The organism is Gordonia sp. B8661-1, from assembly GCF_059427765.1.
The window spans coordinates 245,958-261,311 of record NZ_JCAHRL010000005.1; the positions used below are offsets into that span (position 1 = coordinate 245,958).

The window sequence follows — 15,354 nt, forward strand, 5'->3', positions numbered from 1 at the left end:
GTGCGATGACCTGGTCCGTATCCGGCATTTCGGCCAATCGACTCACGCGCGTGGCCGAACCCTATGATGTCGCCATGACAACCGGATACGGTCGCGCCCGGCAGAACGAGATCTACACACAGGGCGTCCACGGACGAACACCCCGAATCCCCACGGACTTCGCCGAATTGGAACGACGGGCCCGGCGCGAGATGTCGGACCGGGCCTGGGCGTACATCGCGGGCGGCGCGGGGGAGGGCCGCACGATGTCCGCGAACCGGGCCGCGCTCGACCGCTGGGCCATTGTGCCGCGGGTGCTGCGCGACGTGTCGGAGCGGAATCTGGAGATCGACCTCTTCGGTGACCGGTTGCCCGCACCCGTGTTGTTCTCGCCGGTGGGCGCGGGCGCGCTGGCGGCCGACCGCGCGGACGTGCACATCGGGCATGCCGCCGCCGAACTCGGCGTGCCCTACATCTTCTCCAACCAGGGCAGCGCGCCGATGGAAGATGTTGCGGCGGAAATGGATAGGGTGCGGCCGGGAGCGCCGCGCTGGTTCCAGCTGTACTGGTCGACCGACGACGATCTGGTGGACAGCCTGCTGGAACGGGCCGCTGCCGCGGGAGCCTCGGCCGTCGCGCTCACCCTGGACACGACGATGCTCGGCTGGCGGCCGCAGGATCTGAACCTCGGGTCGCTGCCCTTCGCACGGGCCGAGGGTATCGACCAGTACACCTCGGACCCGCGGTTCCGGGAGATCGTCGCGGAACGGGTGAACGGAGACGGCGACGCGGAACGTCCGGAGGTGTCGCTCGGCGCGATCCGCACACTGTTCCGGATCGCACGCAACGTACCGGGCTCGCTACTGCGCAATCTCACCGCACCGGAACCGCGGGCGTCGGTGCAGACCTTCCTGGACATCTACTCGCGACCCTCCCTGTCCTGGAAGGACATCGAACGTCTGCGTGCGCGCACCGAGCTGCCCATCGTCCTCAAGGGTGTCCTGCATCCCGATGACGCGCGGCAGGCCGTCGACGCCGGGGTGGACGGCATCATCGTGTCCAATCACGGCGGCCGGCAGGTCGACGGGGCCATCTCGTCGGTCGATGCGCTGGCCGCCATCGCGCCGGTCGTCGACGGCCGGATCAAGGTGCTCATCGACTCCGGGATCTATACCGGTGCAGATGTTTTCAAGGCCCTGGCACTCGGCGCCGACGCGGCGTGCATCGGCCGTCCGCACATGTACGGTCTCGCGCTGGCCGGTGCCGATGGTGCGCGTGATGCGGTCGCGAACATCATCGGCGAACTCGACCTCACCCTCGGATTGTCCGGCCACACCGATGTCACCGGCCTCGATCAGGATGCGCTGCAACGCATCTGAGGGTGGCCCGGAGGTCTCGATACGGCGACTCGCTGCGCTCGTGGCCTACTCGACCAGCGAACTCTACTGATCGAGTAGCGAACCTTTTTGATTGAGCAGCACTGGAGCGCAACTCGGCCGGCGAACCTCGTTGAGCGAGTGGCGTGCGGGTGCGGCTCGACCGGTGAACTTTACTGATCGAGTGGCGTGCGGGTGCGACTCGACCAGCGAACTCTACTGATCGAGTAGCGCTCGAGTGCGACTCGGCCGGCGAACTTCGTTGATCGAGTGGCGTGCGGGTGCGACTCGGCCGGCGAACTTCGTTGATCGAGTAGCGTGCGAGCGCAGCGAGTACGCGTATCGAGATCCCGGATGCGCCTCAGACGAGTGGCCGATTGGTGCGGATACGCCAGCGCACATCCAGCAGCAGGGCGTTGAACGGGAACTGACGAACCCACGTGGGCATATACCGCAGGACGAACCGCGCGAGCCGGTTGTGCGCGTCGAAGATCAGCCGCTGCCAGGTGGGGAAGGGCAGATCCATCTTGTCGCGGAATTCCTGCGGCAGATAGCCGGTGGTGAGCAGCTGGAACCACCAGCCGTAGATGCGGCTCAGCCAGCGCGGCCCGAATTCGGCATGGACGATCGACATGAGGTGCTTGCGGATGGTGGCGTCGATCTCGAGTCCGGCAACCGTGTCGTCCCAATACTTCTGGAAGTCGGCACGGGTCGCGGGCCACATCTCGCGCGGCACCTGCAGCGTGGTGCCGAGGACCGCGCCGTTCTGATAGGCCTCCTCGGTGATCGCCGACGGATCGCCGTAGATCGTCTGCATGTCCTCCCAGCCCTTGTACAGACAGGCCGCCACCCAGAGCTGCAGCGTGGGATCAAAGGCGTTGTAGGCCACCGGGCTCGCGGCATCGGACCGGACATACGCGTGTGCGCGGCCGACGGCCTTGCGGTACGCCTTCCGGTCCTTCGGGCTGCCCATCGTGGCGACCGAGAGATAGCTCAGCGTGGTCCTGGTGCGCTTGAGCGGATGCTTGAACAGATTGCCGCTGTCGACCTTGCTCTCGTAGACGCCGTAACCGACAGCCGGCAGTGCCAGCTGCATGATGACGTTCGCGGGTCCGGCGAGCGCCGAGATCCCGAGCATCTCGAGCTGCGACGACGGCAGGGCGTCGAGTTCACCGCGGGTCATCCGGGCGCCTGAGGGAAGCAATTCGGTGTCGGCGCCGGGATTGATCGCCGTGACATCGGTGATATCCGAGGTGGCGGCGGCCGGGGTGGAGGTGGCCGGGGTGGAGATGGCCGGGGTGGAGATGGCTTCCGAGGTCATCGGTGCTCCCATGTTCTGCGGCCGGGCTACCCGAACCGATTCTGACTACGTCCGTTCTCTCTTTTATTGAAGTCCTGATCCGCCGGTGCTGTCAAGGTTCTGACGACGACCTGTGCCAGATGTCAGTATGGGGACGTGGCAGCGACAACCAGCGAGACCGGCGGCACCGAGCCGCTGCGCGCGTACGGGGGCGAGAACGGCGAGCGCCGGGTGGCCCGTCGCCGTGCGACGTTGATCGACGCGGCGCTGGATTCGCTGGGTGGTCCCGAGGGCGGATCGATCAGCGTGCGCGGGGTCTGTCGGCAGGCCGGGCTCACCACCCGGTACTTCTACGAGAGCTTCGATTCGATCGAGAGCCTGGTCGGCGCCGCGTTCGACGAGGTCATCGCCGATATCTCGGAGGCGGCCCTCAAGGCCTTCGCCGCGGGTGGCGACATGCGGGCGATGGTGGCGGGTGCGGTCGCCGCGATCGTCGACGTCATCGACGCCGACCGGCGCAAGGGACGGTTGCTGTTCTCGCCCAAGCTGTTGAGTCCGACCATCGCCGACAAGCGTGCGGAGTCGACCGGACTCTTCGCCGGGCTGACGCTGCAGACGGCGTCGGGAGTCCTCGACGTCGCTGCCGGGCCACCCGCGCTGGCCGCCGCCAACTTCCAGGTCGGCGGACTCGGCCGGGTCCTCGCGGCGTGGCTCGACGGCGATCTGGAACTCGACCGGGACGGGGTCGTCGAGGTCAGCGTCGCGTTGATGATGACTCTGGCCGACGGGGTGCGTGACGGGGTCTTCGGGCCGGTCGGCGACCCCACCACCTCCGGGACCCCGTGACCACCAGGCTATCTTTGGATCCATGAGCAGCGCGACGGACGAGGGGCATCCACAGTCGTTCGGTCAGTGGCGCGATTACGGCGAGGCCGAACTGCCGGTGCCACTGGCCGCGGCGCTCGCGGCCTTCACCGAGCACGGGTATCACGGGACATCCGTGCGGGAGATCGCCGCCCGGGCGCACCTGTCCGTCCCTGGGCTGTACCACCACTACCCGTCGAAACAGTCTCTCCTGCAAGGGCTTCTGGAACGGACGATGACCGATCTGCTGCAGCGGACCGAGACCGCTGTCGCGGAGGCGGGGGATGCGCCGGTCGACCAGTTCGACGCGATCGTCGAATCCCTTCTGCGATTCCACATGTATCGGCGCGAGCAGGCCTTCGTCGGATCGACGGAGATCCGCAGCCTCGACGACGACTACCGGCCCACCTACATCGGTCACCGGGACCGCCAGCAGCGCATGGTCGACGAGATCGTCTTCGCGGGCGTCGAGGCCGGCGATTTCGCCACCGAATACCCGAAGGATGCGAGCCGGGCCGTCGCCACCATGTGCGTCGGTGTCTCCACCTGGTTCAAGCTCGACGGCGAACTCGACGCCGACGAACTGATCGCACGGAATCTCCAGCTCGCCCGCGCGCTCGTCGGATACCGCCCGCGGACGAACTGACGCCCCGGCACTTGACCGGGCGCTCCCGGTTTGGCAAGGTGACGGACGCCGAACGATCGATCGGTCGGCAACGCTGTGGACCGTATGCCCCGATCGACGAGGAGAGCCGATGTCCGTAAACCTGCGATACGACGCCGAGGTGACCGACATCGTCGCCCGCACCGAGGCGTTCGTCCGGGATTACGTCCTGCCGATCGAGAACGCGAACGACGGCGACATCACCGCGGCCGGCGGCGACGACCTGCGTCGGGAGATGAACGCCAAGGCCCGTGAGGCGGGCATCTTCGCGCCCCACGCGCCGGTCGAATTCGGTGGCCTCGGCCTGAACATGTCCGATCGTGTGCCGGTCTTCGCGGCCGCCGGATATTCGACCTTCGGTCCGGTCGCGCTGCATATCGGCGCACCCGACGAGGGCAACATCCACATGCTCGCGCACATCGCCTCCGACGAGCAGAAACACAAGTTCCTCGCACCCCTCGCCGCGGGCGACGTGCGCTCGGCCTTCGCGATGACCGAGCCGCCACCCGGCGCGGGGGCCGACCCCAACGCCCTGCGCACCGCCGCGACCAAGGTGGACGGTGGCTGGCGGATCAACGGCCGCAAGCACTTCATCACCGGTGCCGACGGCGCCGCATTCTTCATCATCATGGCGCGGACCTCGGGTGCGCCCGGCGATCGCGGTGGCGCGACGATGTTCCTCGCGCCCGCCGAGACCCCGGGCATCACCGTCGGCAGGCATATCCACACCACCGACCGGTCGATGATCGGCGGCCACTGCGAGGTCGACTTCACCGACGTCTTCGTGCCGGACGAGGACATCCTGGGCGAGGTCGATCAGGGCTACCGCTACGCGCAGGTGCGGCTCGGACCGGCGCGCATGACCCATGTGATGCGTTGGTTCGGTTCGGCCCGTCGCGCACAGGATGTCGCCGTCGACTATGTGTCGCAGCGCGAGGGATTCGGCGGCCGACTGGGCGATCTCGGCATGATCCAGCAGATGGTCGCCGACAACGAGATCGACCTCGCGGCGAGCATGTCGCTGCTCGTGACCGCCTGTCACGAACTGGATCTGGGAAATCACGCCTCCAACGAGACATCGATCGCGAAAACCTTTGCCGCCGAGGCGTATACGCGGATCGTCGATCGATGCATCCAGATGTGCGGCGGCATGGGCGTCTCCGACGACCTGCCACTCGCCCGGCTGCAGCGCGAACTACGCCCGTTCCGCATCTACGACGGTCCCTCCGAGGTGCACCGGTGGGCACTTGCGCGCCGGGCCATCGGCCGCGCCACCAAGGCGCGCCAGGCGGCTGCGGACCGGGCGGACGCGTGAGCGGGCACCCGGCGCTGGACGCCGCGCTGCTGCGAGACTTCCTGGAGCGCAACGGAGTCGAGGTCGCCGGCGAGTTGACCGTCGACCTGATCAGTGGTGGTAAATCGAATCTGACCTTCCGCGTCACCGACGGCCGCACCGTGTGGGTCGTACGGCGCCCACCGACGGGCGGCCTCACACCGTCCGCACACGACATGAATCGCGAATGGGCGGTCACCAGCGCGCTGCAGGACACCGGCGTGCCGGTCGCCCGCACCGTGGCCCACGATGCGGACGGCGACGTCATCGGGGTGCCGTTCACGGTCGTCGAGTTCGTCGACGGGCGGGTCATCCGTTCCGCCGGCGACCTGACCGATCTGTCCGACGACGACATCCGGCGCAACATCGACGGCCTGGTGGAAACCCTCGCGCTGCTGCACGAGGTGGATTACGCAGCGGTGGGTCTCGGCGAATTCGGGCGGCCGGACGGCTTCGCCGCACGGCAGGTCAAGCTGTGGGCTCGTCAGTGGGGGCATGTGAAAACCCGCGAACTCGATGACGTCGAACGACTGGTTGCGGCTCTCTCGGAACGCATTCCGGCCGATACGCGCAACACCGTCGTGCACGGCGATTATCGCGTCGACAACACGATTCTGTCCGCCGACGATCCGGGAGTTGTTCGGGCCGTGGTGGATTGGGAGCTGTCCACACTCGGTGACCCGCTCACCGACATCGCGTTGATGTGTGTGTACCGCCGTCCGGTCTTCGATCGTGTGCTCGGCTTCGAAGCGGCCTGGACCAGTGACCGATATCCGTCGGCCGATGCGATCGCCCAGGCGTACGCCACACGCGTGGGTCGCGACCTGGGGGACTGGGACTTCTATCTGGCGCTGGCCAACCTGAAGCTCGGCGTGATCGCCGAGGGCATCACGCACCGGGCGAGGTCCGGTGCCGCGTCCGACGGTGCCGAGCGCGCCGCCGAGGCCACCGCCGAATTCATCGCCGCCGGACTTGCTCAGTTGAGCGCACCGGCCCGCAACTCAGGAGGAACTCAGTGACCGGATCCGACGGGCGGGTCGCGCTTGTCACGGGTGCGTCCCGCGGCATCGGGGCTGCCATCGCACGCCGATTCGCCGCCGAGGGTTGGAATCTCACCATCAGCGCGCGGGGTCGCGAAGCGCTCGACGAGCGCGCCGACGAACTGCGCAAGCTCGGTGCGGGCCGGGTCGAGGTGGTCCCCGCCGATATGACCGACGACGACGGGCTCGCAGAGCTGGCCTCGGCTCACGCCGATGCGTTCGGCCGGTGCGATGCGCTGATCATCAACGCGGGAATGGGACAGAAAGGGGCGGTAGCGGACCTGCCGGTCCGACGATTCGATCGTCTGTACCAGGTGAACGTCCGGGCGCCCTTCATTCTCCTGCAGGCCCTGATCCCGCTGATGCGTGCCACCGCCGAGAATGCCGGAAAGGCCAAGGTTGTCGCGGTCGCGTCCATCACCGGTGTCTATCCCGAGCCGGAACTGTCCGCCTACGGTGCCACCAAGGCCGCTCTGATCTCGCTGTGCGAGACGTTCAATCTCGAGGAATCCCCGAATGGCGTGAGCGCCACCACCATTGCGCCGGGCTACGTGAACACCGATATGACGGACTGGCTCAAGGACCGGATTCCGGCCGAGGAGATGATCACCGTCGACGACGTCGCATCCATCGCCTACACGGCGGCGGCGCTCTCCAGATATGCCGTACTGCCCAACGTCGTACTGACCAGGCCCGGCACGAATCTGCATCGCGCCTGACCGGCATCCGGCATCAGCGGTAGGTGGCGATCCCGCCGTCGCGGTCGGACAGGTGCAGGTGTTCGTTGAAGGACACCACGGTCACGCCGCTGCGTCCGACGACCAGTTTCGAGATCGACGCGTTGACCATCGTGCGTGCGAGTGCAGGCCAGTTCTCGTCCGGAATGCCCCAGAGCTGGGCGAGCCACTGCGTGATGGTCCCTGCCGACGAGACCACCACGACGGTCTCGCCCGACCCCGCCTGGGATTGCACGCGTTTCGCGGCATCGGCGACACGGGCGGCAAACTGCGGATAGGTTTCGCCGCCCGGACCGTCGGACCGATCACCCGCCTGAATCCATTGCTGCAGGCCGGCATCGAGTCGCTGCTGATATCCACGTCCGTCGAGGTACTCCTCGGCGGTCGCGGAGCCGACGATCGCGGGCAGTGCGTATTCATTCCAATCGATGTCGATACCCGGCGCCGGGCTGTCGGAGACCTGGCCGAGAGCGGTGGCGAGCGTCTGGGTCTGTCGGGGCAGATCGCCGCTGACGGCGGTCGTCACGCGGTCGGTCAGGCCGGCGAGTACGGTGCCGGTGAGCCGAGCCTGCTCCACCCCTGTTTCGGTGAGACCGCCCGGCCCGTGTGGAGCGTCCTGCTCGGTGCCGATGATGCCGTACGCATTCGGGTCGGCCTGACCGTGCCGCACGAGATAAATGACGCCCATGGCGTTCAGATTAATGCTTGTCTTTTCGTATGTACGACGCTGGCGGTCATCGTCACATTGAGGGCACAATCAAATGCGAGGCATACTGGACATCAGTGTCGGAGCCTGTTCGGCCAGGCCTATTTATGTGCAATCGCACACACATCCGTCGCTTAGACGCCTATCTGTTTTCTTTAATTTGCATATTGTCATGTTGCAGATAAGTGCTACAGTGGATTTGTAGCCCTTCCGAGGTGCTCCCGCCAAGGCGAGCTGTCCCCCCAGTGCCGACCCTTGGCGGTTCCCCCCAAGCGAGGCGCCATCCGACCCCCCAGAGGATGGCGCCTCGCTATTTCTTTGCCCGGATCGCTTCGCGGACCGATGATTTCGCTGTGGACGTCGAGTCTGCCCCTATATCGGGTCACGAAGGTGAGCGTCGGGCGATGAAGTGAGATGGAGATGCGACGTGTCGACGATGTTGTTCGTCAGTCTGCCGGTGGCCGACGTGACCCGGTCCCGCGAGTTCTTCGCCGCGGTGGGCTTCCGATTCGAGGATGCGTTCTGTGATGCCGGGACCCTGTGTCTGGCCGTGAACTCCGGTGCGCGGATTCTCCTTCATCAGCTCCGCCGCTTCGCCGGATATGCGGCGTCCTGCCCGATCGCCCTCGCCGAAGCCGCGCACGACCGCCCGCGCGAAGCGGTGGTTGCGGTCTCCGCGGAATCCCGTCCCGAAGTCGATCGACGGCTGGCGGCCGCCCTCGCGCACGGTGGTCGCGAGTTGCGGGCGCCGCTCGACCTCACGGGGATCTACACGCGCGCATTCATCGATCCGGACGGCCACGCGTGGGAGCTCGTCTGGCTGGATCCGGCCGTGGCTGTGCGGCGCGATGAGTGTCCTGGGTCTGACGATCAGGGGTCCGACGTTCAGGGATCCGGCGATCAGCCCTGGTGATAGGGCGACGGCGCGGACCGCGCGGGGGCGTCGTAAGGCGTGGGCGGTAGGCCGAAGCGTGCGAAGTACTCCTCCATCGAATCGCTCATGAACGCCACGACGTGCCCGATCTTGTCCGGGTGGGCCGGGTCCGGGTCGAGCACATGCAGCTGAAACGGACGATGCACGCCGTCGCCCGGTTCGCGCATGTACAGGCCGAAGGCCGGCTGACCGTTCGCCGTGGTCGGCAGCATGATCTGATCGCCCGCCTTCTCGGCGGGACAGTTGCCGCGAATGAGGGTGCCGATCTGTTCGCCGCCCCGGTACCAACCGGTGAAGGGCGGCATCTCCCAGATCGAGGACGCGGTGAACAAATCAACGATCGCGTCGACGTCGTACTGCTCGAACGCGGCGACGTACCGGGCGAGCAGCGCCTGCTGAGTCGGGTCGAGGTCGGCCTCACGTGAGCCGATCGCGTCCGTCGAATCCGATTGCGGGGTGACGTCTTTCACCTGTTCGCGGGCCCGTTGGAGGAGGCTGTTCACGGTGGCGGTCGTGACGCCGATGGTGTCGGCCACCTCGGCGGCCCGCCACTGCAGCACATCGCGCAGGATCAGCACGGCACGCTGACGTTCGGGCAGATGCTGCAGCGCGGCGACGAAGGCGAGCCGGATCGATTCGCGCGCCCCGATGACAAAGGCGGGGTCGGCGTCGTCGGACGGTGCCACGTCGTCGACCGTGCCCGCGAAGGGCTCCAGCCACGGCACCTCGTGGTCCTGGAGCAGATCGTCGGTCGGGTCGAAGGCGTCGCCGCCGAGCCCCGACGGCATCGGCCTGCGCTGCCGGCTCTGCAATGCGGTCAGGCAGGTGTTGGTGGCGATCTTGTGCAGCCAGGTGCGGACCGATGCCCGGCCGTCGAATTTGTCGTATCCGCGCCATGCACGCAGATAGGTTTCCTGTGTCAGGTCCTCGGCGTCATGGTGGGAGCCCATCATCCGATAACAGTGCGCGACGATCTCGCGGCGGAACGGCTCCGTGACCTCCAGGAAGTCGGCGTCGGAGCCCGCCTCGGCGGTAGTTGTGGACATGTGATCAAGATTACGGGACACCGCCGACAACGGCGGAAGGAAAACCGTCCATGGCATACACCGCTCGTCGCCGTCGACCGCGTGATGCAACCGACGACGCCGAACGGTGTCCGCTGTGGACGCGGATGTGTGGACGCGGACGCTCAGCTCGCGCTGACGGAGCGAGTGGAGTCGTTCTCTCCGCCGGGCACCGAGGACAGGAAAGCGCCCCGCACCGGCTCGCGGACGATCTCGTCGCCGTCGACGAGTCCGCGCCGCACCAGATGCGGCCGGACGCCCTCACCGAAGTGATAGGCCTCTTCCAGATGCGGGTACCCGGACAGGATGAAGTGATCGATGCCCAGACCCGCGTACTCGGCGAGGCGATCGGCGACCTCCTCGTGCGAGCCGACGATCGCGGTACCCGCACCGCCGCGCACCAGGCCGACCCCGGTCCACAGATTCGGGTAGATCTCCAGTGCACGGGCATCGCCCGCGGAATCGAAGGCGTTGCCGGAGCCGTGCAGGGCGAGCATGCGCTTCTGTCCCTCGCTCTCGGAGCGGGCGAGGTTTCGCTGCGCGGTCTCGACGACCGACGGATCCAATCCCTTCAGCAGCCGGTCGGCCTCGGCCCAGGCCTGTTCGGACGTGTCACGGCTGATGACGTGGAGCCGGATGCCGTAGGTCAGTGAACGTCCCTGCGCGGCGGCGAGCCCACGGACCCAGTCGAGCTTCTCGGCGACCTGTGCCGGCGGCTCACCCCAGGTGAGGTACGTGTCGGCGTGCCGGGCCGCGACGTCGCCCGCGGCCGCCGACGATCCGCCGAAGAAGATGGGCGGCAACGGATTCGGAATGCGTGCGAGCTGGGCGCCGTCGACCCGCAGGTGGGTGCCGGTGAAGTCCACCGGGCCGCCGCCGGCCCACAGGCGGCGAATGATCTCGAGGTATTCGCCGCAACGCTCGTACCGGGCCTCCTTGCTGAGGAAGTCGCCGAAGGCCCGCTGCTCCGACGATTCGCCACCGGTCACCACGTTCAGCAGCAGGCGTCCCTTGGACTGCCACTGGAAGGTCGTCGCCATCTGTGCGGCCAGGGTCGGGCTGGTCAGGCCGGGGCGCAGTGCCACCAGGAAGCGGAGCGTATCGGTGGTCTCGACCAGCATCGCGGTCGTCAGCCAGGCGTCCTCGCACCACAGGCCGGTGGGCGTGAGGACCGCGTCGAAGCCGTTGACCTCGGCGGCCGCGGCGAGCTGGTTGAGGTACTTGAGGTCGGCGGGCCGGTCACCCTCCATGTTGCTGCCGTGTCCACCGGCGATCAGATTGCGGGAATCCCCGTAGGTGGGCAGGAACCAGTGAAAGCGGGCGGACACTCGACAACTCCTTGCGACGTACGTATCGGACAGACCTCCAGTGAACGTCACCCCGCACGGAGTGTGCGCATCTTGGAATCACCGTGCGCAGAACCCCTCCGGAGGCCCCGGGGAGTCCCTATAGTCGCCGGTGAGCGCCCATATCCGAGGCGGCGTGCGGCCGGATCCGCCCGCGATGCCCGGGTTGCCTGCGCGGATCGGCGTTGCTAATTTGGTCGCCATGCCGAGCCACCAGTCGTATGTCCCGGACGTCACCTATGTGACGACTGCTCTGGGCTGCCGTCTGCCGCTGGCCCGTGTTCTCTGTTGTCGTCGAATGCGCTGACCCACCCGCGCTCACACCCGCGCCCGCTCACTGGCTGCGAGGTTTGCTCTTTTTCCGGGTCGACGACGACCCGATCTTCCCGCCCATCAGGCTGCGCCGCCTTCAGGCCCGCGCGCTGATGTGGCACATTCGATGAGGACACGATATGACCGCCACGCTCGACCGCCGTTTCGACTCCGAGACGGCCGGCGCCGCCGCCACCACGACCACCACCCGGCAGCCGGCTCCGCGCACGACCCCACGGCCTGCGCCCTCGCAGACCGCGAACCGTAACCGGACCGGCCTCCGCTCGCCCCGCGCCCTCGCCTATGGGACACCGCGGAAGGGAGCCACGAAAATTCACGTCGCAACCCCGCAGCTGCAGCTGTCCGACAAACCCGCCGCGCTGGTCCTGCGCACCGCGCGACTGTCCGGGCCGGTCTTCCGCGACGATGCCGCGGAGCAGACCGGATTGAGCATCTCCACCGTCAACCGCCAGGTCGGCGCACTGCTGAAGGCCGGACTGATCCGTGAGCGCGCCGATCTCGCACCCGCCGGTGCCATCGGCCGCCCGCGCCTGCCCTTCGAACTGAACGTCACCGACTTCCTGACACTGGGTATCCATATCGGCTACAAGGTCACCTCGATCACCACCCACGATCTGCTGCACCGCGTCGTCGGGGCGATCCAGATCCCCACCCCGCAGGCCGACACCCCGGAGCAGACGCTCACCGAGATCGGTGTGAGTGCCCGCCGGTTCCTGGGCCGCTGGGCGGGCCGGCGCGTGCTGTGGGCGGGCGTCGCGATCGGCGGCCGGGTCGCTCCGGGCGGTTTCGTCGATCATCCGCGGCTGGCCTGGTCGGCCGCCCCGGTGGGCCGGGTCATCGCCCAGACCGTCGGTCTGCCCGTGTCGGTGGCCTCCCACGTGGAGTCGATGGCGGCGGCCGAACTGCTGGTCAACCCCGACCACAAGAAGTCCAGCTTCCTGTACTTCTATGCCCGTGAGATGGTCGGTATCGCCTTCACGATGGACGGGTCCGTCCACACACCGACCGCGGGTCCGCCCGTCGTCGGTCATTTCCCGACCGGCGAGACGAAGCTTCTTGACCCGGCGGGCACCGGTCGCCTGGAGTCCGCCGTCAGTGACACCGGCGTCGTGGAAGCCGCTCGGGCACTGGGCTTTTCGGTGTCGGATATCGATGCGGTCTACGACCTGGCGCGCGGTGGCGACGTCACGGCACGGGCGCTGCTCGAGGAGCGCGCCGAGGTGCTCGGGCGCACCGTCGCACTCATCTCCGACATCTTCAACCCGGATCACGTGGTGCTCGGCGGACAGGCCTTCACCGACTTCCCGGCCACTCTGCCCACCGTCGCCAAGGCCGTGAAGTCGACCTCGGTCATCGCCAATCGTGATGTGCGGGTGTCGCATTCGGGTACCACCGTGCAGCAGCAGGCGGCCGGCGCGGTCTCCCTCGACGCGATCTACTCCGATCCGATCGAGGCGCTCGCCCAGACGGCCTGAACGCGACGATCCCCGGCACGACAAGCGCTGATCGAGTAGGCGCGAGTGTAGCGAGCCGCCGTATCGAGATCGCCGGGATCTCGATACGGCCTCGGCTGGCGCCTCGGCCTACTCGATCAGCGAGAGGCGTTGGCGCCTCGGCCTACTCGATCAGCGGTTCGGTCGGCGAAGGTGCCCCTCGCTGATCGAGTAGGCGGCGAGCGCAGCGAGTCGGCGTATCGAGATCACTGCTATTCGATCAGCCGGTGGTATCGCTCAGTTCGAGGTGCGCTTGTTGTACGCCCGCAACGCGAACGGTGCGAAGACCAGCGTGAGGACGATCGACCAGATCAGCGTGGAGAGCTCCGGATGACGCAGCGGCCACGGTGCGTCGGCGGGTGCCGCGGGCCCGTTGCCCCACAGCACACGGAGTGCCTGCACGAGTGAACTGATCGGATTCCATTCCGCGATGGCGCGCAGCCACGCGGGCATCGGTGCGGTCGGTACGAAGGCGTTGGACAGGAAGGTGAGCGGGAACAGCGTGGTGAACATGAAACCGTTCACCGCCTCCACCGACTTCAGCCACGATCCGATCAGGATGCCGAACCAGATCATCCCGAAGCCGAAGAGCAGCACCAGCGCGAAGGCCAGCACGGCGTCGACGAAGGAGGTGCGGATGCGCCACCCGATCGCCAGACCGGTCAGGGCCATCACCACGATGCCGATCGAGGAGTGCAGCAGGCTCGCGATACTGCGGCCGATGAGCACCGCCGACCGGTCGATGGGCAGGGACCGGAATCGGTCGATGATGCCCTTGTCGAGGTCGTTGGTGATGCCGGTGGCCACGATGAACGCGGTGAACACGATGGTCTGCCCCATGATGCCGGGGAGCAGGAACTCCTTGTACGACCCGGCGCCCGTGTTGGTGATCGAGGCGCCGAAGACGTACGCGAAGAGCACCACGAACATGATCGGCTGAATCGTCACGTCGGACAGCATCTCGGGCATGCGTTTGGTGTGGATCATGTTGCGTTTCACCATGATCCATGCTTGTTGCCAGAGTGAGGTCTGTTTGATCGCCGGACGGTGGGAGGCCACCGCGCCGTCGGCGTTGATGGTGGTGGTCATGCGCTCTGCTCCTCGAGTTCGGACTCGGATTCGGTGCTGTCCTCGGCGCGGTGCCCGGTCAGCGAGAGGAAGACGTCATCGAGACTGGGGCGTGCCAGTCCGAGATCGTCGATGGCGATGTTGGACTCGGTGAACCAGCCAGCGGCGCGCGTCAGGTCGCCGAGCCCTTCGGCGGGTGCGGTGAGCCTGCGGGCGCCGCGGTCGACGTAGACCTCGGTACCGGCCTTGCGCAGCAACGCCTCCGCCGCCGAGATGTCGGCGTCGTCGGAGACGGTGACGACCAGACTGGCCGCGCCTGCCTGCTCCTTGAGCTGTAGGGGGGTGCCGTGCGCGATGACGCGGCCCTTGTCGATCACCACGATGTCGTCGGCCAGTTGATCGGCCTCCTCGAGATACTGGGTCGTCAGCAGCAGGGTGGTGCCGTCGGATACCAGGTCCCGCAACACATCCCAGAGCTCGGAGCGGCTCCGCGGGTCGAGCCCGGTGGTGGGTTCGTCGAGGAACAGCACCGGCGGCGCGGCCAGCAGACTGACCGCGAGGTCGAGACGCCTGCGCATGCCGCCGGAGTAGGCCTTGACCTGCTTGTCGCCCGCCTCGGTGAGGGAGAACTGCGAGAGCAGTTGCTCGCTGCGCTCCTTGAGTGCGCGCCTGCCGATGCCGTAGAGCCCGCCGATCATCCGCAGGTTCTCGCGGCCGGTGAGAATCTCGTCGACGGTCGCCGCCTGGCCGGTGAGGCCCATGTTGCGGCGCACCATCTCCGGCTGCTCGGTGACGTCGAAGCCGGCGATCCGGGCGGTACCGCTGGTGGGCGGCGACAAGGTGGTCATCATGCGGACGGTGGTGGTCTTGCCCGCGCCGTTCGGTCCGAGCATGCCGAGCACCGAACCACGTGGTACCTGGAAACTGACGCCGTCGACGGCGGTGAAGTCGCCGAAGCGTTTGACGAGGTCGATGGCCTCGATGGCGATGTCCTGATCGGAGGCCGGGACGGGGGTTGGGGTCATGTTCTCCACGCTAACGATGAGATGTGACATTTGGCGACGGATTTTCGGCCGTCAGAGGAATGGACTTCGACGGTCCGCAGAATTCATCGGGA

General features: G+C 67.2%; 14 protein-coding genes. 8 read left to right on the forward strand and 6 right to left on the reverse strand.

Annotated elements, in window-relative coordinates; translation table 11 throughout:
• Positions 1-74: 74 nt before the first annotated feature.
• Positions 75-1,358: an alpha-hydroxy-acid oxidizing protein gene (locus AC4JJG_RS12940; RefSeq protein WP_495401462.1), complete on the forward strand. Its 1,284-nt coding sequence runs from the start codon at positions 75-77 to the stop codon at positions 1,356-1,358.
• Positions 1,359-1,716: 358 nt separating this feature from the next.
• On the opposite strand, the gene AC4JJG_RS12945 is transcribed toward AC4JJG_RS12940, so the two are convergent.
• Entirely contained in the window at positions 1,717-2,676 is a 960-nt protein-coding gene (locus AC4JJG_RS12945) for an oxygenase MpaB family protein (protein WP_495401461.1), read from the reverse strand.
• 135 nt (positions 2,677-2,811) lie between these two features.
• On the opposite strand from AC4JJG_RS12945, the gene AC4JJG_RS12950 reads away from it, so the two are divergent.
• The 5 genes from AC4JJG_RS12950 to AC4JJG_RS12970 all read left to right on the forward strand — a co-directional run bounded on the left by AC4JJG_RS12950 (position 2,812) and on the right by AC4JJG_RS12970 (position 7,275).
• A complete protein-coding gene (locus AC4JJG_RS12950; RefSeq protein ID WP_495401460.1) occupies positions 2,812-3,501 on the forward strand; it encodes a TetR/AcrR family transcriptional regulator in 690 nt (229 codons plus the stop codon).
• 22 nt (positions 3,502-3,523) lie between these two features.
• A complete protein-coding gene (locus tag AC4JJG_RS12955) occupies positions 3,524-4,165 on the forward strand; it encodes a TetR/AcrR family transcriptional regulator (protein WP_495401459.1) in 642 nt (213 codons plus the stop codon).
• Between the two features lie 109 nt (positions 4,166-4,274).
• Positions 4,275-5,498, forward strand: a complete 1,224-nt coding sequence (locus AC4JJG_RS12960) for an acyl-CoA dehydrogenase family protein (protein WP_495401458.1) — start codon at positions 4,275-4,277, stop codon at positions 5,496-5,498.
• Positions 5,495-6,535 carry a phosphotransferase family protein gene (locus AC4JJG_RS12965; protein WP_495401457.1) on the forward strand — a complete coding sequence of 347 codons (1,041 nt, stop codon included), beginning with the start codon at positions 5,495-5,497 and terminating at the stop codon, positions 6,533-6,535. The genes AC4JJG_RS12960 and AC4JJG_RS12965 overlap by 4 nt, the downstream gene beginning before the upstream one ends.
• A complete protein-coding gene (locus AC4JJG_RS12970) occupies positions 6,532-7,275 on the forward strand; it encodes an SDR family NAD(P)-dependent oxidoreductase (protein WP_495401456.1) in 744 nt (247 codons plus the stop codon). Before AC4JJG_RS12965 ends, AC4JJG_RS12970 begins: the two co-directional genes overlap by 4 nt.
• Before the next feature lie 13 nt (positions 7,276-7,288).
• Here AC4JJG_RS12970 and AC4JJG_RS12975 read toward each other — a convergent pair whose 3' ends face one another.
• Positions 7,289-7,981 carry a histidine phosphatase family protein gene (locus tag AC4JJG_RS12975; RefSeq protein WP_495401455.1) on the reverse strand — a complete coding sequence of 231 codons (693 nt, stop codon included), beginning with the start codon at positions 7,979-7,981 and terminating at the stop codon, positions 7,289-7,291.
• Positions 7,982-8,435: 454 nt separating this feature from the next.
• On the opposite strand from AC4JJG_RS12975, the gene AC4JJG_RS12980 reads away from it, so the two are divergent.
• Positions 8,436-8,912 (forward strand): VOC family protein, encoded by a 477-nt coding sequence (locus AC4JJG_RS12980; protein WP_495401681.1) that lies wholly within the window; start codon positions 8,436-8,438, stop codon positions 8,910-8,912.
• Here AC4JJG_RS12980 and AC4JJG_RS12985 read toward each other — a convergent pair.
• Both AC4JJG_RS12985 and AC4JJG_RS12990 read right to left on the reverse strand, forming a co-directional pair.
• Positions 8,900-9,979 (reverse strand): sigma-70 family RNA polymerase sigma factor, encoded by a 1,080-nt coding sequence (locus AC4JJG_RS12985; RefSeq protein ID WP_495401454.1) that lies wholly within the window; start codon positions 9,977-9,979, stop codon positions 8,900-8,902. The genes AC4JJG_RS12980 and AC4JJG_RS12985 overlap by 13 nt on opposite strands.
• A 143-nt stretch (positions 9,980-10,122) precedes the next feature.
• Positions 10,123-11,325: an LLM class flavin-dependent oxidoreductase gene (locus AC4JJG_RS12990; protein ID WP_495401453.1), complete on the reverse strand. Its 1,203-nt coding sequence runs from the start codon at positions 11,323-11,325 to the stop codon at positions 10,123-10,125.
• Positions 11,326-11,795: 470 nt separating this feature from the next.
• Here AC4JJG_RS12990 and AC4JJG_RS12995 point away from each other — a divergent pair, with 470 nt between their 5' ends.
• On the forward strand, positions 11,796-13,151 hold the full coding sequence (locus AC4JJG_RS12995) for an ROK family transcriptional regulator (RefSeq protein ID WP_495401452.1): 1,356 nt from the start codon (positions 11,796-11,798) through the stop codon (positions 13,149-13,151).
• Between the two features lie 255 nt (positions 13,152-13,406).
• On the opposite strand, the gene AC4JJG_RS13000 is transcribed toward AC4JJG_RS12995, so the two are convergent.
• Positions 13,407-14,258, reverse strand: coding sequence for an ABC transporter permease (locus AC4JJG_RS13000; protein ID WP_495401451.1), 852 nt, complete (start codon positions 14,256-14,258; stop codon positions 13,407-13,409).
• Positions 14,255-15,262 (reverse strand): ATP-binding cassette domain-containing protein, encoded by a 1,008-nt coding sequence (locus AC4JJG_RS13005; RefSeq protein ID WP_495401450.1) that lies wholly within the window; start codon positions 15,260-15,262, stop codon positions 14,255-14,257. The genes AC4JJG_RS13000 and AC4JJG_RS13005 overlap by 4 nt, the downstream gene beginning before the upstream one ends.
• Between the last annotated feature and the right edge of the window lie 92 nt (positions 15,263-15,354).